20 protein-coding genes are annotated in these 21858 nt (G+C 69.9%); 11 read left to right on the forward strand and 9 right to left on the reverse strand.

The features are described 5' to 3' along the window. Complete coding sequence (locus Acor_RS03475; RefSeq protein WP_155335050.1) at positions 1-903, reverse strand: pseudouridine-5'-phosphate glycosidase; 903 nt, start codon at positions 901-903, stop codon at positions 1-3. 261 nt (positions 904-1164) lie between these two features. On the opposite strand from Acor_RS03475, the gene Acor_RS03480 reads away from it, so the two are divergent. Genes Acor_RS03480 through Acor_RS03490 form a run of 3 tightly spaced genes read left to right on the forward strand, consistent with a single transcriptional unit; the run spans position 1165 to position 4765 of the window. Beyond that, positions 1165-2685: a phytoene desaturase family protein gene (locus tag Acor_RS03480; RefSeq protein WP_155335051.1), complete on the forward strand. Its 1521-nt coding sequence runs from the start codon at positions 1165-1167 to the stop codon at positions 2683-2685. Positions 2686-2720: 35 nt separating this feature from the next. Then, complete coding sequence (locus Acor_RS03485; protein ID WP_170316775.1) at positions 2721-3419, forward strand: response regulator transcription factor; 699 nt, start codon at positions 2721-2723, stop codon at positions 3417-3419. Continuing rightward, positions 3416-4765, forward strand: a complete 1350-nt coding sequence (locus Acor_RS03490) for a sensor histidine kinase (RefSeq protein ID WP_155335052.1) — start codon at positions 3416-3418, stop codon at positions 4763-4765. Before Acor_RS03485 ends, Acor_RS03490 begins: the two co-directional genes overlap by 4 nt. Here Acor_RS03490 and Acor_RS03495 read toward each other — a convergent pair. Both Acor_RS03495 and Acor_RS03500 read right to left on the reverse strand, forming a co-directional pair. After that, positions 4762-5973, reverse strand: coding sequence for an NHL repeat-containing protein (locus Acor_RS03495; protein ID WP_155335053.1), 1212 nt, complete (start codon positions 5971-5973; stop codon positions 4762-4764). The genes Acor_RS03490 and Acor_RS03495 overlap by 4 nt on opposite strands. Positions 5974-5998: 25 nt before the next feature. Beyond that, positions 5999-8314 (reverse strand): acetate--CoA ligase family protein, encoded by a 2316-nt coding sequence (locus tag Acor_RS03500; RefSeq protein WP_170316776.1) that lies wholly within the window; start codon positions 8312-8314, stop codon positions 5999-6001. A gap of 94 nt (positions 8315-8408) precedes the next feature. Between Acor_RS03500 and Acor_RS03505 the strand changes: the two genes are divergently transcribed. Continuing rightward, complete coding sequence (locus Acor_RS03505; protein WP_155335055.1) at positions 8409-9044, forward strand: TetR/AcrR family transcriptional regulator; 636 nt, start codon at positions 8409-8411, stop codon at positions 9042-9044. Positions 9045-9180: 136 nt separating this feature from the next. On the opposite strand, the gene Acor_RS03510 is transcribed toward Acor_RS03505, so the two are convergent. Continuing rightward, complete coding sequence (locus tag Acor_RS03510) at positions 9181-9459, reverse strand: hypothetical protein (protein WP_155335056.1); 279 nt, start codon at positions 9457-9459, stop codon at positions 9181-9183. A gap of 237 nt (positions 9460-9696) precedes the next feature. On the opposite strand from Acor_RS03510, the gene Acor_RS03515 reads away from it, so the two are divergent. The 4 genes from Acor_RS03515 (at position 9697) to Acor_RS03530 (ending at position 13694) form a co-directional block, all read left to right on the forward strand. Next, complete coding sequence (locus Acor_RS03515) at positions 9697-10860, forward strand: acyl-CoA dehydrogenase family protein (protein WP_155335057.1); 1164 nt, start codon at positions 9697-9699, stop codon at positions 10858-10860. A 100-nt stretch (positions 10861-10960) separates the two neighbouring features. Then, positions 10961-11503, forward strand: coding sequence for an RNA polymerase sigma factor (locus Acor_RS03520; protein ID WP_246238397.1), 543 nt, complete (start codon positions 10961-10963; stop codon positions 11501-11503). After that, complete coding sequence (locus Acor_RS03525) at positions 11500-12315, forward strand: hypothetical protein (RefSeq protein ID WP_155335059.1); 816 nt, start codon at positions 11500-11502, stop codon at positions 12313-12315. Before Acor_RS03520 ends, Acor_RS03525 begins: the two co-directional genes overlap by 4 nt. A gap of 23 nt (positions 12316-12338) precedes the next feature. Then, complete coding sequence (locus Acor_RS03530) at positions 12339-13694, forward strand: hypothetical protein (RefSeq protein ID WP_155335060.1); 1356 nt, start codon at positions 12339-12341, stop codon at positions 13692-13694. On the opposite strand, the gene Acor_RS03535 is transcribed toward Acor_RS03530, so the two are convergent. From Acor_RS03535 to Acor_RS03550, 4 genes are read right to left on the reverse strand one after another with little or no spacing between them, the layout of a single operon-like run. Next, positions 13648-14394, reverse strand: coding sequence for a hypothetical protein (locus Acor_RS03535; RefSeq protein ID WP_246238398.1), 747 nt, complete (start codon positions 14392-14394; stop codon positions 13648-13650). The genes Acor_RS03530 and Acor_RS03535 overlap by 47 nt on opposite strands. 36 nt (positions 14395-14430) lie before the next feature. After that, positions 14431-15258 (reverse strand): ABC transporter permease, encoded by an 828-nt coding sequence (locus tag Acor_RS03540; protein WP_155335062.1) that lies wholly within the window; start codon positions 15256-15258, stop codon positions 14431-14433. Next, positions 15255-16148 carry an ABC transporter permease gene (locus Acor_RS03545; RefSeq protein ID WP_155335063.1) on the reverse strand — a complete coding sequence of 298 codons (894 nt, stop codon included), beginning with the start codon at positions 16146-16148 and terminating at the stop codon, positions 15255-15257. The genes Acor_RS03540 and Acor_RS03545 overlap by 4 nt, the downstream gene beginning before the upstream one ends. Then, a complete protein-coding gene (locus tag Acor_RS03550; RefSeq protein ID WP_155335064.1) occupies positions 16145-17341 on the reverse strand; it encodes a polyamine ABC transporter substrate-binding protein in 1197 nt (398 codons plus the stop codon). The genes Acor_RS03545 and Acor_RS03550 overlap by 4 nt, the downstream gene beginning before the upstream one ends. Positions 17342-17483: 142 nt before the next feature. Here Acor_RS03550 and Acor_RS03555 point away from each other — a divergent pair, with 142 nt between their 5' ends. The 3 genes from Acor_RS03555 to Acor_RS03565 are packed head-to-tail and all read left to right on the forward strand — an operon-like array spanning position 17484 to position 21620. Beyond that, complete coding sequence (locus tag Acor_RS03555) at positions 17484-19097, forward strand: phytoene desaturase family protein (RefSeq protein ID WP_218034111.1); 1614 nt, start codon at positions 17484-17486, stop codon at positions 19095-19097. Next, complete coding sequence (locus Acor_RS03560) at positions 19094-20218, forward strand: aromatic ring-hydroxylating oxygenase subunit alpha (protein ID WP_155335065.1); 1125 nt, start codon at positions 19094-19096, stop codon at positions 20216-20218. The genes Acor_RS03555 and Acor_RS03560 overlap by 4 nt, the downstream gene beginning before the upstream one ends. A gap of 1 nt (position 20219) precedes the next feature. Further along, complete coding sequence (locus tag Acor_RS03565; protein WP_155335066.1) at positions 20220-21620, forward strand: aspartate aminotransferase family protein; 1401 nt, start codon at positions 20220-20222, stop codon at positions 21618-21620. Here the strand turns inward: Acor_RS03565 and Acor_RS03570 are convergent. Further along, on the reverse strand, positions 21593-21850 hold the full coding sequence (locus Acor_RS03570; protein WP_155335067.1) for a hypothetical protein: 258 nt from the start codon (positions 21848-21850) through the stop codon (positions 21593-21595). The genes Acor_RS03565 and Acor_RS03570 overlap by 28 nt on opposite strands. Positions 21851-21858: the final 8 nt, after the last annotated feature.

Here is a 21858-nt window from a genome sequence, read left to right on the forward strand (position 1 = left end):
TCAGGCCGTCCAGGCGGTCGCGATCTCGGTCGCCAGGGCGACGTTGCCGCGGACGGCCGCCAGGTTGGCCTCCAGCGAGGCGCCGGAGGTCGCCCGGACCAGGTATTCGAGCAGGAACGGGGTGATCGCCTGGCCGGTGACGCCCCGGGCTTCGGCGGCGAGCAGCGCCTCGGCGAGGACCCGGTCGTGCAGTTCGGGATCGAGCTGTTCCGTCTCGGGGACCGGGTTGGCGACGATCAGGGCGGTCTCGGGGCCGCCGAGGCGGTCCTGGGCGCGCATGATCTCGGCGGCTTCGGCGGCGGACTCGATCCGCCAGTCGACCGGCTCGCCGGAGGTGGTCAGGTAGAAGCCGGGGAACTCGCCGGTGCGGTAGCCGACCACGGCCACCTGGCGGGTCTCCAGGCGCTGCAGGGTGGCGGGGACGTCCAGGATCGACTTCACGCCCGCGCAGACCACCGTGATCCGGGTCCGGCTCAGCGTGTCCAGGTCGGCTGACTCGTCCTGGACGCTGGTCCAGCCGCGGTGCACGCCGCCCAGGCCGCCGGTCGCGAACACCCGGATCCCGGCGCGCGCGGCCAGGAACGAGGTCGCCGACACCGTGGTCGCGCCGCTCACGCCGAGCGCGCCGGCCGGGGCCAGGTCGCGGAAGCCCAGCTTGCGCAGGCCCGGCTCGGTGGCGATACGTTCGAGCTCGGACTTGTCCAGGCCGGCCCTGGGCACGCCGTCCAGCACCGCGATCGTCGCCGGGACCGCGCCGCCCGCCCGGACGATCTCCTCCAGTTCGGCCGCCACCTTCAGGTTGCGCGGCTGCGGCAGGCCGTGCGAGATGATCGTCGACTCCAGCGCGACCACCGGCCTGCCCTCGGCCAGCGCGGTCGCCACTTCGTCGGAACGCTTGATCATGACTCTCCAGTCGGTAGGTCGCGGCTTCTCACGCTAGGCAGTGGCAGGCCACTCGTCCAACGCGCTGAGTAACCGGTCAGTTTCATCCGTTGGACCAGCGCAAATCGGACTCTGGCCACAATTTAGCGCCCGTTGTACTGTCGGGGACATGGTGTCCCTCGCCGTGCGCGCACTCCGCCCCGACCCCCACTGGCAGACCGGCCTCTGAGAACACCGGGCCATTTCGAATCCCGGTAACTCCTGAGGTGAAGGACACGAGACATGCAGGTTTCGCGGTATGACGTCGTCGTCGCGGGCGGCGGGCACAACGGGCTGGTCGCGGCGGCCTATCTGGCCAAGGCCGGGCGGCGGGTGCTGGTGCTGGAACGGTTCGGGCACCTGGGCGGGCTGGCCGTGTCGGCGCAGGCGTTTCCTGGCGTGGACGCCAGGGTCTCCAGGTACTCCTACCTGGTGAGCCTGCTGCCGACCAAGGTGGTGCGGGATCTCGGGCTGGCGCTGGAGCTGAAGACGCGGCGGTTCGCCTCGTACACGCCGGTGGGGGAGACCGGGCTGCTGGTGGACAACGGGGACGCCGGCCGTACCGAGGCCTCGTTCGCGGCCGTCACCGGCGGGACCAAGGATCTGGACGCGTGGCGCCGGTTCTACGCGATGACCGCCGACGTGGCCGCGCGGGTCGCGCCGACGCTGCTGGAGCCGCTGACCGACCGGGCCGGGCTGCGGAAGGTCGTGGCCGACGACGAGGCGTGGCGTGACCTGTTCGAGCGGCCGATCGGGGCGGTGGTCGGCGAGCGGTTCGGCGACGACACCGTGCGCGGCGTGGTGCTGACCGACGCGCTGATCGGGACCTTCGCCGACCCGGACGTGGATCTGCTGGCCAACAAGTGTTTCCTCTATCACGTGGTCGGGGACGGGACCGGCGACTGGAACGTCCCCGTCGGCGGGATGGGGGCGGTGTCCGGCGGGCTGGCGGAGATCGCGCGGGCCAGCGGGGCGGAGATCCGTACCGGGGCCGAGGTGGTGGCCATCGATCCGGCGACCGGGGAGGTCACCTTCCGGGACTCGGCGGGGGAGCACGTGGTGACCGGCGGGCACGTGCTGGCCAACCTGCCGCCCGCCGTGCTGGCCCGGCTGCTCGGCGAGACGCCGGAGCGGCCCGAGGGGGCCCAGCTGAAGGTCAACATGGTGCTGTCCCGGCTGCCCCGGCTGAAGGACCCCGCGGTCGACCCCCGGGAGGCGTTCAGCGGGACCTTCCACATCAACGAGAGCCGCGACCAGCTCGCCGCCGCCTACGCGCAGGCCGCCGCGGGACTCGTGCCCGAGCTGCCGCCCGCCGAGGTCTACTGCCACTCGCTGACCGATCCGTCCATCCTGGGCGCGGATCTGCGGGCGTCCGGGGCGCAGACGATGACGCTGTTCGGGCTGCACATGCCGGCCCGGCTGTTCGGCCGGGACGGCGCCAAGGAGGAGGCGCTGCGCCGGACGATCGCCTCCATCGACAGCGTGCTCGCCGAGCCGATCGAGTCCTGCCTGCTCAGGACCCCGGCCGGGGAGCTGTGCCTGGAGGCCAAGACGCCGGTCGACCTGGAACGCGAGGCGGGGCTACCCGGCGGGCACATCTTCCACCGCGACCTGAGCTGGCCGTTCGCCGAGTCCGGCGCGGACGGCAGGTGGGGGGTGGAGACCGCGCACGAGCGGCTGCTGCTCTGCGGGGCCGGGGCCAGGCGCGGCGGCGGCGTGTCGGGAATTCCCGGGCATAACGCGGCGATGGCGGTGCTGGGTTAAGGCTGCTCTCATGGACTCTCGCTACGGTGGGGCGCGTGAGCGAAGAGAGCGCCCGGCTGCTGGTCGTGGACGACGAACCCGCGCTGCGGGAGGCGCTGCGGAGCAGCCTGGAGTTCGAGGGCTACCAGGTCGTCACCGTGGCCGACGGGCAGACCGCGCTGGGGGAACTGGCGCGTGAGCCGTACAACGCGGTGCTGCTCGACGTCATGATGCCGCGCCTGGACGGGCTGACCGCGTGCCGCCGGCTCCGGCAGGGCGGGAACCACGTGCCCGTGCTGATGCTCACCGCCAGGGACGCGGTCGGCGACCGGGTGTCAGGGCTGGACGCGGGCGCGGACGACTACCTGGTCAAACCGTTCGAACTGGACGAGCTGTTCGCCCGGGTCCGGGCGCTGCTGCGCCGCAGCGCGCTGTCCACCCCGGCGAGTGACGCGGTGCTGGCCTATGACGGATTGCGGATGGACCCTGCCAGCCGTGAGGTCACCAGGGACGGCCGCCGTCTCGACCTGACCAGGACCGAATACCTGCTGCTCGAACTCTTCCTCGCCCACCCCCGCCAGGTCCTCACCCGCGAGCAGATCCTCAGCCAGGTGTGGGGCTTCGACTTCGAACCCTCCTCCAACTCCCTCGACGTGTACGTGATGTACCTGCGCCGCAAGACCGAAGCCGGTGAACGGCCCCGGCTGATCCACACCGTGCGCGGCGTCGGGTACGTGCTCCGGGCCACCCCGTGAGCCTGCGCGGGCGGCTGACCCTGCTCATCGCGGTCGCCGTCGCGGTCGCCATCGCCGTCTGCGCCGGAGCCAGCTGGCTGGTCGTGCACAACCTGCTGCGCCGCCAGATCATCGAGTCGATCGAACGGCCGGTCCCCGCCGACCAGGTCGAATGGGCGCTGGAGGCGTGCGGGCACAGCCTCGGCGGCGCGCCCAAATGGGATCCGTCCGGGCGGGGCTGGCAGGTCATCCGCGCCGACGGCCGGGTCTGCTCCGGCGGGTACGCGCAGGTCACGCCCACCCCGGCGGAGATGGCGCTGGCACTGGGCGGCGAGCCCATCACCCGCAGCGCCGTCACCGACGACGGCACGCCGGTGCTCGTCTACACCGTGCAGTGCCGCCCGCACCCCGGCGTCGCCGTCAGCACGTTCCGCTCGGTCGAGGACATGGACGCCGGGCTCCGGGTCCTCGGCGCGGTCCTCGCCGTCGTGTCCGCCGTCGGGGTGCTCGGGGCCGCGCTGGCCGGTCTTTGGCTGGCTCGTACTGCTCTGCGGCCTGTCGGGCGGTTGACGAGTGCGGTGGAACACATCGCCCGTACCGACGATCTGGAGGTACGGATCCCCGTCGAGGGGACCGATGAGATCGCCCGGCTGAGCACCTCGTTCAATACGATGACGACTGCTCTGTCCAGTTCGCGGGAACGTCAGCGGCAGCTCATCTCGGACGCGGGGCACGAGCTGCGGACGCCGCTGACCAGCCTGCGCGCCAACATCGACCTGCTGCTGCGGAGCGAGAACACCGGGCGGCCACTCGATCCGGACGCCAAACGGCGGCTGCTGGTCAGCGTGAAGGAGCAGTTCGAGGAGATGTCCAGTCTCATCGGCGACCTGCTGGAACTGTCCAGGAACGCCGAGACCGGCGAGCTCTCCACCGACGTCGAGTTCCACGAGGTCGTCGCGGCGGCCGTGGAACGGGCCCGGCTGCGCGGTCCCGGCCTGCGGTTCGAGGTGGAGCTGCGGCCGTGGCCGATGCACGGGGACGCCCGGGGCCTGGCGCGGGCGGCCGTGAACGTGCTCGACAACGCGGTGAAGTTCAGCCCGTCCGGGGGCACGGTGACCGTCCGCCTGCGCGACGGCGAACTCACCGTCCTCGACGAGGGCCCCGGCATCCCGGCCGACGAGCTGCCGCATGTGTTCGACCGGTTCTGGCGCTCACCCTCGGCGCGCAGCCTGCCCGGGTCCGGGCTGGGCCTGGCCATCGTCGCCCAGGCGGTCAAGGACGCCGGCGGCGAGGTGACACTGACCTCCCCGCCGGGCGGCGGCACCCTGGTCACGATCCTGCTGCCGCATGGCCCCGGACGTGTCTAAACGCTTGGTTGTGCGTGGCTGAGGGTGATCAGGCCGGGGATTTCGACGCGGGCCAGTTCCTTGCCGGATTGGGCGTCGAGTTGGACGGCTCCGTCGGTGATGCCCAGCCAGAGGGTGCCCGCCGGGCCCGGGGTGAGGCCGCGGGGGGTGCCGGGGGTGGGGCCGGTGCGGTGGGCGGAGAGGGAGTCGGGGTCGAGGGTGTAGAGCGAGTCGGCGGTGGCGAGGTGGAGGGTGCCGGAGGTGGACGTGGCGAAGGCGGGGCCGGTTGTCTTGGGGATGGTGGCTTCGCGGATTTCCATCAGGTCCGGGGTTTCTGCGCGGATGGCTCGGCCGCCGGCGGTGTCGAAGACGTACAGGGCGGAGCCGGAGACTGTGATGGTGTGGCCTTCGGCCGGGCCGTGGCCGAAGGGCTCCGGGAGGTCCAGGCAGTAGGCCCAGTGTTCGGTCAGGCTGAGGACGTGGACGAAGGCGTGCACGCCGGTGGAGCGGCCCGCGACCAGGTCGCGGGTGTGCAGGTGGTCGGGCTGGTGGGTGTACAGCGTGTAGAGGCGGTCGCCGATCGGGGACGGGACGCCGAGCCGTCCGTCCCCGCGCATGATCTCTTCCGCGCCTTCGGGAACGACCTGTTTCGTCCGGGTCAGGACCGGGCCGACGGAGCCGTCGGTCAGGTTGAGCATGCGGACGCGGTAGCCCTCGGGTTCGGTCGCCGGCAGATAGTCCACGACGAACAGGAAGCCGTCGTCGGCGGAGAAGGCGTCCGGTTCGTAGTTGCCCTTGAGCGTGAAGGTCTTCGCGGGCCAGGCACCGGTGGGGTCCGCGACGACCAGCCGGGTCTCGGCGCGGCCGGGCTTGCCGTAGGGGGACGGCAGCGGCGGGTCGCCCAGAACAACTCTTCTGCCAGAGTTCGAGATGGTACGGACTAATTCGGCGTCGGGCGCGGTGGTTCTCGCGAGCTCACGACCAGTCACCCCGTCCAGCGTGACGATCGAACCGCCGTCGAGCGTGTAGAGCCGATCCCATCTCGCGTCGGCGATCGTCGCCGCCGCGAGCGCCAGACCGGTTCCGGTGTCGAGTACGGACAGGCCGGACTTCGTGTCCGCATAGAGCACCTGACCCGGGACGGTGACCGCCTTCGGAGCCTCCGGGCCGCCGCACGCTCCCACCAAGGCAACGCCACCACAGACCGCCAGGAAATCGCGTCGTCTCATACCCTCCCTACACCGGCGCGCCCGCTCAGGTTCCCCGGCGAATGACCGCATCGACCACAGTCACACCATCAGGCCTGACGAAAACAGGATTGAGCTCCACGAGCTCCAGCCCTTCCGCCATCGCCATCTCGCCCACCGTCGCGGCGAGCTCGGCCAGGCCACGCACATCCCCCGCCGGCCGCCCCCTGCCGCCGACCAGCAGGGGAGCGGCCTTCAACCGGCGCACCGCCCGCTCAATCCGATCCGGATCAGCAGGCAACGGAACCACCACCACATCATCAAAGATCTCCACCCACACACCCCCCAACGCGACCACCAGCACCGGCACCACCCCATCCCGCCGCACCGCGACCATCACCTCAACCCCCGCCACCACCATCTCCTCAACCAGCACCACACCCCCCACCCCGCCAGCCGTCGGCAACACCCCACTCACCCTCCGGAACGCCTCCCGAACACCCTCCCCCTCGACCCCCAACACAAGCCCCGAAATTTCCGACTTGTGCTGGATAAACGGCGAACTCACCTTCACCGCCACCGGCCCCCCCAACTCCCCAGCAGCCCTCACAGCCTCATCCGCATCCCCCACCACCCGCCCCCGAGGCACAGCCAACCCCCACCGCGCCAACATCCCCTTGGCCTCATGCTCAGCCATCCACCCAAAGTTCTCCTCCACCTCACTCGATCCCGTGGCCACAGAACTCACCTCCGCGAGGACCCCGTCCGACCCGACGGCAGAGCCCGATTCTGGGTCTAGCCGGGTCGATCCAGCGGTGGGGACCGGTTGTGCGGGAGCATCGTTGGCTGCCCAACTTGAACCTTCCGGTGTCCTTGGGGCTCCGACAGGGGATTTCGGCCGGGGAGTATTCGCCGCCTGGTTGGCCGCAATGGCGCGAAGGCGGGCAGCGTCTGGGGGCGGTGTGGTGAGTGCGCCCGCGCACAGGATGCCTTCGCTGAGGCCGGCTACGGGGACGATGCCGTGGCTGGCCAGGCGTTCGGCGGTGTCCTCGGGCATGAGTTCGGGGAGGGTTGAGGCGACGATGACCGGTTGGTCCAGACGCGAGGCGGCCAGGATGACGCCGTTGAGTGCCGCGTCCCAGCTCTCGGCCGCGTCCTCGGTCATCTCGGCGGGCCGGTCGTAGTAGACCAGAACGGGGCCGACGGCATCATCCCGTGCGCCGACCGTGATGAGATCGGCCGTCCGTTCGGTCTCCCCGAAGATCACCGCCGTGTAATCGAGTGGATTCCCAGCAGTGGCCGTCGGCGGCAACAATTCCCCGAGCGCCTCAACAGTGGCCGGGGACAACTCCGGCAGGTACACCCCGAGCCTCTCCGCCTCGTCGGCCGCCGTGGCGGCATCCCCACCCGAGCAGGTGACCACGAGAACACCGGCCCTCAGCGCCAGGGAAGCAGGTCGGTGGCCAGCCGTTTGCGGAGGGGGGTTGGTTCTTTTGAGGAACGATCGTCGGGGGGTGGCGAGGGTTTTGGCTAGTTCGAGGAGTTCGTGAGGGTTGTGGGCCCACGCGCCGCCGGCTTCCTCGATCAGGGCGCGGAGGATGCGGGCGTCGCCGGCCACGGAGCCGGTGTGGGCGGCTGCGGCTGAGGCGCCGAGGGCGCTGGTGCCTGCTTTGAGGACTGCGATGCCGATGCCTTGGTCGATGCAATCGGCGAGGGCGGTGGCGAGGCGGTGGCCGTCGCCTTCGTCTTCCAAGTAGAGGGCTACCGAGCGGACGCCGTCGAGTTCGGCGAGGGCGGTCAGATAGTCGGCCGCGTCCAGGACGGCCTGGTTGCCGCAGGAGATGACCGTGTGCAGGCCGAGCGCCCGGCTGCTGAGGAGGGCGTTGACCGCCACGTTTCCGCTCTGGGAGACCAGCGCGACCGGCCCGGGGCGCCGGGCGTTGTACGCGTCACCCCAGAGCGGCGCCCGGTTGACCACGGACACGATCCCGTTTCCGTTCGGTCCGCAGATCGGCAGCCGATGGCGCAGGGCCTGCCGGGCCAGTTCATCCTGGAGTTCCCGGCCTCCGGCGATCTCGGCGAATCCGGCGGCCAGGACGACCGCGCCCCCGCACCCGTACGCTCCCGCCTCGGCCACCAGCGCGGGCACACTGGCCGCCGGAGTGGCGATGACCAGCGCGTCCGGAGCCAGCGGCAGATCCGAGATCCGGGGAACGCACGGAACCCCGTACACCTCCGCCGCCGTGGGATGCACGCCGAACACCGGGCCGGGGAAACCCGCGCTGACCAGGTTGGCCACGGCCTGGTTTCCGTACGAGCCGGGACGGGTGGAAGCGCCGACCACGGCGACGGACCTGGGCGCGAGCAGTCGTGCGGGTTTCACCCTAACCACACTGGTTGGTTGACCAGTCAACCGTCAAGGGTAGGGTTGTATCCACAGCCCTTATGCCACCGATCGCTGCGGTAGTCTTGGCGGCGTGCGCAGTGCGGAGGGCGCCCGGAGTAGCCGGGCCGATCAGGCTGATCAGCGCCGGGCCGAACTGCTGGACGCCGCCCGGCGTGTCGTGCTGGAGCGTGGCCTGGCGAGCACTCGGGTCGCCGACATCGCGAAGGCCACCAATGTCAGTGGTGGATTGATCCATTACCATTTCGCCACCAAAGACGATCTCATCACCGCGATGCTCCGAGCCACCTCGGAAACCGAGGTCAGACGGCTCCGCGAGATAATCGCCGGCCCCGGCACGGCCGTGCAGCGCCTCGACCGGGTGCTGCGCTACTACATCCCCAGTTCGCGCTCCGACCAGAGCTGGATCCTCTGGCTGGACGCCTGGGCGCTCGGCGTCCGCGAGCCCCACGTCCGCGAGATCCTCCTCGAACTCGAGGGCGGCTGGATCGAGATACTCGCCGAGGTCATCTCCGAAGGCGTGCAAAAGGGCGAATTCTTCTGCGACGACCCCATGGGCGCCGCCGAACGCCTCGACGGCATGCTCGACGGCCTCGTCGTCCGCTACACCCTGCACTCGGGCGCGATGTCCCGCAAACGCCTCCTCGAACACGCCCGCATCGCGGCCACCCACGAGGTCGGCATCCCCAGATCCGCCTTCCCCGCCTGACCCGACAGGCTCGGCCGCTGACCAGGTGATCGACGCCCGCGACCTGTGAACCTGCCCATTCATCAACGGTGGGCCGCGACCGACCTGCTGGTCAGCCGGCGACGGCGATCAAATTGCCCGCCGCACTCGGCCACGTTCACGGTCTGACGGACGTCGCGTCTTCGGAACCCGGGATCTCGGGGTCCTCCCACTTCGCGGCCCACTCTTCTTCCTCGACCCTCCTGAGGTTTAGACGCATCTTCTTCTGGGCCAAATGGACGTAAGCGGACCCGATGACCGCGATGAGGGCGGCTATCAGCAGCCTCCACGCCACATGGATGGGAAGGGCGAGCGCCGATATGAAGGCGGCGGCTCCCGTAACCAGGGTGATGATGTGCAAGCGATCCGCGCGCCGCTGGATATCAGCAAATTTCACACCTTCTATCTTGTAAGGAAACGCGCTCCTGCGGGCAACAGGGTCGGATCCGGCAAAGCCGCGATCCCGTCACAACCGCCGCGACAGCCTCCGGCGGCGCGACTCAAGCGGACGGCTGTGATCGCCACCCTCGGGCCGGCTCCCAGGCTCTGCCGTCCGGCCATGCGCCGATGCTCTTGACAGGTGCTTCGCCTGCCTATTTGACTGGGTGACCAATCAGTTATTTGGGAGTGTGAGATGTCGCTGGTTCGGGTGACGGCGGAGCAGGCCGAGTTGGGGGAGCGGGCCAGGGCGTTCGTGGATGACGTGCTGATTCCGCGGGAGGAGGCCGCGGAGCGGGCTGGCGGGCGGCTGCCGGAGGAGGACGTCCGGGAGATCATGAAGGCCGCCGTCGCGGCTCGGCTCAATGGCGGGCGGCACGCGCCCGAGCACGGGGGTCAGGGCTGGTCGACGGTGGACTACGTGATGGTGCACGAGCAACTCGGGCGGAACACCAACGGGCTGTGGTGGTGGGTGCCGGACGCGTACAACGTGCTGGCAGCGGGAACACCGGACCAGATCGAGCGCTATCTCCGGCCCGCACTGCGCGGGGACGCCTGGGTGTCGTACGCCGTCACCGAGGAGCACGCCGGTTCGGATCCTTCGGGGATCACGACCACGGCCGTACCGGACGGGGACGGGTGGCTTCTCAACGGTGAGAAATGGTTCGTGACGAGCGGGGATGTGGCCGCCGCGCACATCGTGGTGGCGGTGGTCGAGGGGCATGGGCCGACGCTGTTCATCGTGGACGCGGACACCGAGGGCCTGGAGTTCGTGGATGAGCCCCTGTTCACGCACACCTTTCCGCACGGCCATCCGACGGTGCGGCTGACCGATGTACGCGTGCCGGGGGACGCGGTACTCGGCGGGCTCGGGCAGGCGGACGCGCTGCAGCAGAACTGGTTCGTGGAGGAGCGCCTGGGCATCGCCGTGCACTGCGTCGCCGCCATGGGGCGGCTGCTGGAAGAGGCGGTCGCCTGGGCCGGAGGCCGCGAGCAGGGAGGAGCGCGCCTGATCGACCATCAGGGAGTCGCCTTCCCGCTGGCCGACTCGGCCGCCGACGCCGCCGCGGCCCGGCTGCTGGTCCACGAGGTCGCCGCACTGGCCGACTCCGGCGCGGACCGGAAGATCGTGCACGCGAAGGCGTCGATCGCCAAGCTCTTCGCCAGCGAGGCCGCCTACCGGTGCGCCGACCGCGCGGTGCAGACCTTCGGCGGACGTGGATACATCCGTACCAACGTGGCGGAGCGCTTCCTGCGCGAACTCCGGGTGGACCGCATCTGGGAGGGCACCAGCGAGATCCAGCGCCTGATCATCGCGCGCTCCCTGGAACGCCGCGGCGTCCGCCAGGTGATCGCCTGACATTTGCCCGTGATACCCACGTCAACTGGTCCGAGGATGAAACACCCGTGCTTTTCCGGACATGTGTAGGAATGACGTGTCAGCTCTGGAAGGGTGCGATGTGGGTCTCAGAGAACGGTTCGACGAGCTCTACCATGCGCACTATCCGGATTTATTGGCTTATGTGCGTCGCCGTACCGAGTCGCCGGATGATGCGGCGGATGCGCTGGCGGAGACCTTCACCACCGCCTGGCGGCGCATCGATGAGCTGCCGCCCGGGTCGGAGGGCCGGCTCTGGTTGTACGGCGTCGCCCGAAGGGTTCTGGCCAACCAGCGCCGTGGCGAGTCGCGCCGGTCGGCGCTGGCGGATCGGCTCCGGGCGGAGTTGACGGTCTGGGATGAGGACGCGCCTCCCACGGATCAGGGCGCGGTGCGGGCCGCGTTCGGGCGGCTGAGCGCCGCTGACCGTGAGCTGTTGTCGCTGGTCAGCTGGGAGGGACTGAGCGCGCCCGAGATCGCGACCGTCGTCGGCTGCTCCCGGGGCGCGGTACGCCTTCGGCTGCACCGCGCCAGGAAACGGCTGGCCAGGGAACTCGACTCGGCCGGTCTGGATCTGTCCAGGTACGGCTCGCGCGCCGTCAAGCTAGCGGAGGGCCAGTCATGACGACCGACCTGGACCGGATAGTGTCCCGCCTGGCCCGCGACCCGGGCCCCGGGCTGACTCCGGGCGCGCGCGAGCTCCTCGACGAGATCACCAGGATGCCGGCCGCCATGCCCGTCCCGGCCGCCCGGATTCGCCGCCGCAAGACCATGGCCCTGGTGCCGGCGGTGTTCGCGGTGGTCCTGGCCTGGGCGCTGACGGCTCCCGCGCAGGCGGCCCTGGACATCCAGCGCGAGGGCGCGTTCTTCACCGTCGTGGTGAAGGACATGTACGCGGATCCCACCGTCTTCAACGCCGAGTTGCGCTCGGCGGGAGTGCCGATCCAGTTCCACACCCTGCCGGTCTCGCCCAGCCGCGTCGGCTCCATCATCGACGACGGAACCGCCACGCCGCCGGACGCCGCCGGTCCCGAGTTGCCCTGGTCGTCGGGTCCCGGCCGGATCGAGCCGCTGGGTCCGTGCGCCGCGTCGGAGCCCTGCGTGCTGGGCATCCGGATCCCCGTGACGGCCAGGGTCCAGACCGTGATCAGGCTCGGCCGCCCGGCCCAGCCCGGCGAGGTCTACCGGTCCGCCGCCAATCTGGACATGCCCGGCGAACTCCTGCACTGCGTCCCGTTCGTCAACCGGACGGTGTCGGAGGTCGGATCGCTGATGACCGTCCGGGGTGTGCGCCACGTCAAGTGGGTGGACCTGAAGGCCGGGCTGGAGTTGGATCCGCCGGGCTCCTGGTTCGTCCACGAAGGCCGCGCGTACTCCGACGACACCGTGCTGTTCTTCGTCGGGGCGACCCGGTCCGCGGCCACCGACGCCTGCTGACCTCTCCTCCTAAGGACTGATTCATGCTCACCGAGGTTCGCTCCGCGCTGCCCGAAAATATCCGGTCATCCCATCATCGGCTCTTTATCGCCGTGCTGCTGGCCGCCGCAGTGCTTCGCGTGATCACCATGCTCGGCTACCCGCCCGCCCAGCTGTACTGGTACGACTCGTTCACCTACCTGGACACCGCGCGGCATCTCCGCCCGTCCGCCACCTTCCACCCGGTCGGCTATCCCCTGTTCCTGCGCCTGCTCGCGCCCTTCGCCAGCGTGACCGTCGTGGCGGCGGTCCAGCACGCGCTCGGCCTGGCCACCGGCCTGATCATCTACGCCTCCCTGCGCCGCCACCGTCTCCCCGCCTGGGGCGCCACCCTCGCCGCCGTCCCCCTCCTGTTCGACGCCTCCTTCCTCCGCCTCGAACACGCCGTGCTCTCCGACACCCTGTTCATCTTCCTGATCGTCGCCGCCCTCGCGATCGCGGACCGCAGCCCCCTGGCCGCCGGCCTGCTGCTCGCCCTCGCGGGCCTCACCCGCACGGTGGCGGTCCCGCTGATCCTGCTGGTCCTGGTCTTCCTGCTGGTACGCCGCCACTGGCGCGCCGCCCTCACCTTCACCCTGGCCGGCACGATCCCCCTGCTCCTGTACGCCACCTGGTACCAAGCCCACCACGGCCGTTTCGCCCTCAGCGGCGCCGACGGCGTTGCTCTCTGGGCCAGAACGATGACCTTCGCCGACTGCCGCGTGATCGATCCCCCACCCGAGGAGGCCCGCCTCTGCCCCACCGAAGCCGTCCAGGACGCCGCCTCCGAATACGTCTGGGACCCTGACGCCGCCATCAACCGCCTCCCCGGCGGCCGGTTCGCCCACAACGCCCTGGCCCGGAGTTTCGCCATCCGCGCCATCACCGCCCAGCCCTTCGACTACCTCAGCGAGGTCCTCAGGGACACCGCCATAACCTTCGCCTGGACCCCCGTCCCGCACCCCGCCCGCGTCACCCCCGCCTTCGGCTTCGCCCACGGCGCCCAGACCCTCCCGCCCCAGCCGCTGGTCTACCAGGCCCGCCAGAACTACTCCGACATCCGGGGCATCCAAAGTGTCGACCCCTACGCGAGCTTCCTGATCGCCTACCAGTACCCCGCCTACCTGCGCGGCCCGATGATCGCCGCCATCCTCCTCATCGGCGCCTACGCCGCGATCCGACGCCCCCGGACCGCGGCCCTGCCCTTCACCACGGCGATGTTTCTCCTCATGGCTCCTGTCGCGGTCCTCGACTTCGACCACCGCTACGTGCTCCCGATGATCCCCGTCGCCTGCTGGGCCGCCGCGCTGGCGTTCACGGCGAAGGACGACCCGCCAGAAAGTCCTGGAGCGCGCGCTTGAACCGCTCGACGGGTTCGCGGATGCGCCGCTCACGCCACTGGGCTCGGGCCAGCTTGTGGGGCTTGTGCTGGTAACGCCACCGAGCCCACGGGGAACTGGGCCGGGCCAGGCGGATGGCCCCGATCAGGGCGAGCGGCGTCAGGTAGATGCCGAGCAGACCGGTCCAGATCTTGCCCTTGGCCAGGCTGAGCGCGGCGAACAGCACGTTGGTGCCGATGATCAGGGCGACCTCGGGATGCGTGAGCGTCCCGCCGTCCCGCGTGAAGGTGTCGCCGATCTCGAACGGGCTGACGCCGAGCAGCCCCAGGCCGCACAGCGCCGCCGCGACGAACACGGCGTCCACCGAGACCCGCCCGTCCTCGGCCCAGTAGACGTCCTCCAGATGCAGGACCAGCGCGAACTCGTCGAGAACGAGGGCGGTGCCGACACCGAAGACCGCGGCCAGGACGGCGGCGGTGAGCGAGCCGCTGTCGGTGACGGCCAGCCCCCCGATGCCGCCCAGGCACATGAAGACCAGGCCGAACACGACATGGTGAAGGTGGGTGCCGCCGGGCGTGATGTTGCCGGGCCACCACGTCACCTGCGCCCTGATCATGCGCACGCTGATCCGGATGAACAGGAAGGCGAGGATGAACGCCACGAAGAAGCAGAACAGCCGGAGCTTCCCCGGGTCGACGATCTCCCGCATGAACCAGTTCATCCGCACCCCCATCCATCGGGGGGCGACGTCAGAAGTCTAGAACGAGGCCATCTCCTCCAGCGCCTTGGTGCCCGTACGGCGGCGCAGCACCAGCCAGGCCAGGACGAGAGCCACGGCCGAGCCGACCAGCAGCAGGGTGGCGAGGGCGTTGAGCGCGGGGGAGGGCGCGTTCCGCACCGCCGTGTACAGCTTGATCGGAACGGTCGCCGAGGACGCGTCGGGGGACAGGAAGGCCGAGATCACGAAGTCGTCCATCGACGAGGCGAAGACGATCATGGCGCCGGCGAACACGGCGGGAGCCAGCAGCGGCAGCAGGATCAGCCGGAGCGCCTGGACCCGGTTGCAGCCCAGGTCGCGGGCCGCGTCCTCGTAGTCCCCGCCGATCGAGGCCAGCCGCGACCGGACGATCACCACCACGTACGACACCGAGAACGTCACATGCCCCAGCACCTGCGCCGGCAGCCCCAGCGGGATGAACAGGTACAGATTGGTGAACACCAGGTAGAGCGCGCTGCCCATCACGATCTCGGGCGTGGCCAGCGGCAGCAGCATCAGGCCGTTGGCGGCCCGGCTGGTCCTGCCCTTCCAGCGGGCCAGCCCGAGCGCCATCGCCACCCCCAGCGGCGTCGCGACCAGCGTGGTCAGCACGGCCAGGATCAGGCTGTTGTACAGCGCCAGCCGGAGCGAGGGATCCTCGGCCACCGAGCCGCTCCCGCCGAAGTACCACTGGGTGGAGAAGCCCTGCCAGGTGCTGCGCGACTTGCCGTCGTTGAACGAGAACTGGATCGCGATCAGCACCGGCACCAGCGACCACACCACGTACGCCCAGGTCAGCGTGGCCAGGAAGATCGGCCGCCGTCTCACGCCCCTACCTCCTCGGCCCGCCGCGACGCGACCAGGTAGTACGCCATCAGCACCATCAGCAGCGCCGACATGAGCAGCACCAGCGACGCGCCGAGCTCCTTGCGCGAACCGCCGAGCAGGTAGAACTCGATCTGGTTGGCGACCATCGTGGTGGTGGGGGAGCCCGAAACGAGGGTGTTCGTGTAGTAGTCGCCGAACATCGGCAGTGCCGTGATCGCTCCCGCCGTCATCAGCCCGGACCGGGACAGCGGCAGCGTGATGTGCCAGAACGCCCGCCGTCCCGAGCAGCCGAGATCCCGGGCCGCCTCCAGCAGCCGCTCGTCGATCCGGTCCAGCGAGGAGAACAGCGGCACGATGAAGAACGGGATGTAGCCGTACACGAGGGCGAGCACCACCGTCACCGGGTTGCCGGACAGCCAGCGCACCGGCTCGTCCACCAGCCGGGTGAGCAGCAGCAGGTCGTTGACGTAACCGTCGTCCTGGAGCAGGTTCAGCCAGGCCAGCATCCGGGTGATGTAGTTGACCCACCACGGCGCCAGGATCAGCGCCAGCAGCAGGCCGCGCCGCCGCCCGGCGTGCCTGGCCAGGTAGTACGCCACCGGATACCCGACCAGCACGCAGACGGCCAGCGCCACCAGCACGTAGATCAGCGTGCGCAGGAACACCGGCCGCAGGTCCCCGGAGATCGACTCCCGCAGGATCTGCCCGAACGCGGTGAAGTCCCAGTAGCGCGGATCCCACTCCGGGATCGGCGCGTTGAACACCGGGTCGGTGTAGCCGAAGGCCACGGCGGCGACCGCGTAGAACGGCACCGCGAACAGGGCGAGGATCCACAGCGTGCCGGGGGCGGCCAGCGCCGCCCACAGCCCGGTGCGGCCCCCTCGCGTCATTGGCCTGCCTTGAACTTGGCCCAGGTGTCGTTCCAGAGGGCGTCGCCGGCGGGGCTGATCTGGAAGATCTGCTGGCTGCGCGCGTACACCTCCGGGGTGACGATCGCGGTCTTGAGCTGGTCGGTGACGAACTCGTCGGTGACCATCTTCTCGGGGGTGATCACGGTGAGCGCGGGCTGGTAGCCGGTGTAGGAGAAGTTCTCCTGGCCGATCCCGTTGTCCAGCAGGTGGTTGAGCAGCAGGTGCGCGAGCACGGGCTTGGTCGCGCTCCGCGGGATGGCGATGCTGTCGGTGCCGACCACGCCGGTGGTGTCGGGCGGGTACCAGTAGCCGATGACGTCGGCGTCGACCCCCTTCGGCAGGTACGACTGCGCGTTGATCATGTCCCCGGACCAGCAGTGGTGCACGGTCGCCTGGCCCTCGGGCACGTACTGGAACGCGGTGAGCCCGATCTTGATGTTCATCAGGCCGACCAGCTCGGTCAGCCAGGCCCCCGCCTGCGCGATCTTCGCCGGATCCTCGGTGTTGATCTCGATCGACCCGTTCTTCAGCATGGCCAGCGCCAGCGCCTCACGCGGATCATCGATCAGATACGCCTTGCCCTTGTATGCCGGATTCCACAACAGGTCATACCCGGTCACGTCGGACACCTTGTCGGCCCGATACCCGACCCCGGTCGTATACGCGTTGTACGGCACCGAATACCGCGCGCCCTCGTCGTAGAACGGGTTCTGCAACTGCGGCCAGGCATTGCCCAGATTGCCGATGTAGGTCTTGTTCAGCGGCTGCAGCAGCTTGCCCACCGCCGCCTTGGCGATCACGTCCGGCGTCGGGAACCACACATCGAAACTGGCGCCCGCGTTGCGCAGCTTCGCGATCGCCTCCTCCTGCGTGTTGAAGGTGGTGATCTCCACCTCAACCCCGTGCTCCTTACCGAACTTTTTCACCACATCCGGGGAAATGTACTCGGCGTAGTTGAGCAACTTCAGTGTGCCACCTTTTTCGGGCGACAGCCCGTTGGCGATCATCGGCACGTCGTCGTGGAGGGGGAGCGCGGCCGGTGAATCGGTCCGGCTGAGCGGAACCGCGGAGGCGGCGGACGGTCTTCTGGACCGATCTGATCCGCACGCGGCCGTCACGCTCGCGAGGGCGCTGACCAGCAGAAACTTGCGTCTATCTATCGAGGGGGGCATGGCGGTCTCTCTTCTGGAACCCAAATCACCTCTTGCCAGACTGACTGGTTGCCCAGTTAGTCTGTCGCTGAGGACCAAAGGCCACAAGGCTTGCGGACACAAGTTTTCCGGGTCGTAACGCCGCGCAGAAGGGGTTCCGGCAGTGGACCTGAACCTGAAGCCCACCTACGACGCCATCGTCATCGGCGGAGGCCACAACGGCCTCGTCGCCGCCGCCTATCTCGCCCGCGCGGGCCTCAAGCCGCTCGTGCTCGAATCCCGTCCGGTGACCGGCGGAGCCGCCACCACCGAGACCCCCTGGGGTCCCGACTTCAAGGTGACCGCGCTCTCGTACGTCATGAGCCTGATGCCCCCGACGATCCTCAACGACCTGCGGCTGCCGGAGCACGGCTACCAGGTCATCCCGATGGGCCCGAGTTTCGTGCCGTTCCCCGACGGCAGGTCGCTGCTCACCGAGACCGGCGACCCCGCCCACGAACACGCCCAGCTCGCCTCCTTCAGCAAGAAGGACGCCGAGAACATGCCGAAATACGAGGCGTGGCTGCGCGGCATCGGCGACGTGCTCTCCCCGCTGCTCATGAAGACCCCGCCGAACGTCGGCTCCACCCGCCCGCGCGACCTGCTGGCCCAGCTCCGGCTGGCCTGGGGCATGCGCGGCCTGTCCACCAGGGGCACCGCCGACGCGGTCCGCCTGTTCACCATGTCGGTCGCCGACCTGCTCGACGAGTGGTTCGAGTCGCCCGAGGTCAAGGGCATGATGGCGATCAACGGCGTGATCGGCACCTGGGCCGGCCCGGCCGAGCCAGGCACCGCCTACGTGATGATGCACCACACGATCGGCGACGTCGGCGACGGCAAGATGGGCAGCTGGGGTTACCCGGTCGGCGGCATGGGCGCGGTCAGCGCCGCGATCCGCCGCTCGGCCGAGGCTTTCGGCGCGACCGTGCTCACCGACGCCCGGGTGGAGCGCATCCTGGTCGCGGACGGCAGGGTCACCGGCGTCGCGCTCCGGGACGGCCGCGAGTTCAGGGCCGGCACGGTCGTCGCCGCCACCCACCCGAGGATCACCTTCCTGGACCAGCTGGACCGCGCCCACCTCCCGGCCGATTTCGTCGCCGACATCGAACGATGGCGCTCCCGCAGCGGCGTCGTCAAGATCAATGTGGCTCTTTCCGAACTTCCGAGGTTCACCGCGAACCCGGATCTGACGCCCGAGCAGCTCAGCGGCTCGGTCGAGCTCTGTCACTCCATCGAATACCTCGAGCAGGCCTTCCAGGACGCCCGCGCCGGCCGCGCCGCCACCGCCCCCTTCAGCGACAGCGTGATCCCGTCCACCCTGGACCGCACCCTCTGCCCCGACGGCACCCACATCATGTCGATGTTCACCCAGTGGGTCCCGCACACCTGGGCCGACGAACCGCACACCGAGGAGCTGGACGCCTACGCCGACCGCGTCATCGAGGGCTACGACCAGCTCGCCCCCGGCTTCAAGGCGTCCGTGCTGCACCGCCAGGTGATCGGCCCGCACCAGATGGCCGAGGAGTACGGCCTGGTCGGCGGCAACATCTTCCACGGCGAACTCTCCCCGGACCAGCTCTTCCACCTGCGGCCCGCGCCCGGTTTCGCCGACTACACGACCCCCGTCAAGGGGCTCTACCAGTGCTCTTCGGCCACCCACGGCGGTGGCGGCGTGACCGGCATCGCCGGATATCTGTGCGGAAAGCGCATCCTCAACGACAGGAAGTGGTGGAGATGAACACGGCGCCCCTCGACCTCGACGCCGTCCGGGCCTGCCTGGAGCCGCCGGGCATGATGCTGCCCAGGGACGCGTACACCAGTGACGACGTGCTGGCCTGGGAGCGGCGGGTCGTCTTCGGCGGCGGCTGGGTCTGCGCCGGCCGGGCGACCACGCTCGGGCCACGGTCCCGGATGGCGGTGGCCGTCGGCGACGACTCGGTGCTGCTGGTCCGGGACGAGGACGGCACGCTGCGCGGGTTCTACAACGTGTGCCGGCACCGGGGGCACGAGCTGCTGCCGTGCGGCTCCAGCGCCACCGGCCGGTTCATCGCCTGCCCGTACCACAACTGGGTCTACGACCTGCGCGGCGACCTGCACCGGATCCCGCGGGCCGAACCGCCGAAGCTCGGCCTGGTGCCGGTGCCGGTGGTCGAATGGCACGGCTTCGTCTTCGTGAACGCGTCCGGCGACGCGCCGCCGATCGGCGACTACCTGGCCGGTCTTGAGGAGATCGCCGCCCCGTACGGCATGGCGGACCTGGAGGTCGCCGCCTCGCACGACTACGAGCTGAACGCCAACTGGAAACTGGCCGTGGAGAACTACCACGAGTGCTACCACTGCCCCGCCATCCACCCCGAACTGTGCCGCATTTCCCCGCCCGACAGCGGCGACAACTACCGCCCGGCAGGACTCTGGGCCGGCGGCAAGATGGACCTGATCGAAGGCGCCCAGACCATGTCCATGGACGGCGCCTCCGGCGCGGGCCCGCTGCCGGGCATCACCGGCGACCGGCTGCGCATCGTGGAATACGTGCAGCTCTTCCCCAACCTGCTGCTCAGCATGCACCCCGACTACGTCATGACGCACGTGCTCGAACCGGTCAGCGCCGACCGGACCAGAGTCACCTGCCAGTGGCTGTTCCCGCCGGGCACCACCGACGTCGCCTACGCCGTCGACTTCTGGGACCTCACCAACCGCCAGGACTGGTCGGCCTGCGAGGGCGTGCAGCGCGGGGTCTCCTCGCGCGGCTACCGGCCGGGCCCGTTCTCTGCCGACGAGGACGTCACCTACCAGTGGATCGCCACCATGGCGACCGCCTATCTCACGGGCCGCGCGCCGGCCCTACCCGAGAGGATCTGAAATGTCTGTCGTCAGCGAGCCGATGGTTCGCCCGGACAGCTTGGCAAGGCTGGACAGCCTGATCGAGGGCCAGGAAGCCGACTTCCTGGCCCGCACCGCCGAATCCCGGCGGATCCGCCGGGACTGCGCCGACGTGCTGGCCGGAGGCGTCGCCTCCAACTGGCAGGACGCGCCCCCGGGCGCGGTGTGGATCTCGCACGGCTCCGGCTCCCGTGTCGTCGACGTGGACGGCACCTCCTACGTGGACCTGCACGGCGGCTTCGGCGTCGGCCTGGTCGGCCACGCCCACCCGGCCATCGTCGCGGCCGTGCACGACCGGGTCCGGCTGGGCACCCACTTCGCCCAGCCGACCGAGGACGCGGTCGTGGTGGCGCGGGCGCTGGCCCGCCGGTTCGGGCTGCCGATGTGGCGGTTCGGCAACTCCGGCACCGAGGCCACCATGGACGCGGTGCACCTGATGCGGGTCGCCACCGGCCGCACGAAGATCATCAAGGTGGAGGGCAGCTACCACGGGCACCACGACTCGGTGCAGGTGTCGGTGTATCCGTCCGCCGAGGACGCCGGGCCCGCGTTCCGGCCGCGTTCGGTGCGGCAGGGCCTGGCCGTACCGCCGGATCTGGCCCGGCTGACGATCGTGGTGCCGTTCGGCGACCTGGAGGCGGTCGAGCGGGTGCTGATCGAGAACCCGGGCGAGATCGCCGGCATGATCGTCGAACCGGTCATGATGAACATCGGGCTGATCCCGCCGCCGGACGGATACCTGGGGACGCTGAAGGCCCTGCTCAACCGGTACGGCGCCTACCTGGCCTTCGACGAGGTCAAGACCGGGCTGGCGGTGGCCCCCGGCGGGGCCAGCGAGCTGCTCGGCGTGACGCCCGACCTGATCTGCCTGGCCAAGGCGCTCGGCGGCGGGCTGCCGTGCGGCGCGATCGGCGGCACCCCCGAGCTGATGGGGCTGATCGCGGAGGGCGTGTACGAGCAGGTGGGCACCTTCAACGGCAACCCGCTGACGATGGCGGCGGCCAGGACGGTGCTGCTGGACATCCTGGACGACGCCGCGTACCGGCACTTCGAGCGGCTGCGGGCGATCATGGCGGAGGGCGCGACCGGCATCCTGCGGGCGCACGGCCTGGCCGGGTACGTGCAGTCGTTCGGCGCGAAGGGCGCGGTCATCTTCCACGACCGGCTGCTCCGCAACTACCGCGACTTCCTGGACTACCCCGACCAGTGGGGGCAGGCGCACTGGCTCTACCAGCACAACGGCGGGGTGTTCCTGCCGCCGTGGGGCAAGTGCGAGCAGTGGACGGTCTCGGTCCAGCACGGAGAGGACGACGTCCGCCGATTCCTGGTGAATCTGGAGCGAATGGCCAGAGATTACGCGGGGAGCGCGGCCATCAGATAGGCGAGCCGCGCCGCGGCGTCTTCGACCGAATCCACCGTGCCGAGACGGTAGCCCCAGGAGGTGATGAAGGCGCCGTGGTCGGTGCAGGTGACCGTCTCGGTGAGATTGTCGCTGAACCGGTTGCGGACCTGCACCCGGGGTGGCGAGGCGGTCATCACCCGGACCGAAAGGTCGATGTGCTCGCGGGTAGCGGCAGCGAACCGCTCAAGGCAGGACATTGTGTCCAGCATTGCACAAT

Origin of the sequence: Acrocarpospora corrugata, assembly GCF_009687845.1 — a bacterium.
GTDB lineage: Bacteria > Actinomycetota > Actinomycetes > Streptosporangiales > Streptosporangiaceae > Acrocarpospora > Acrocarpospora corrugata.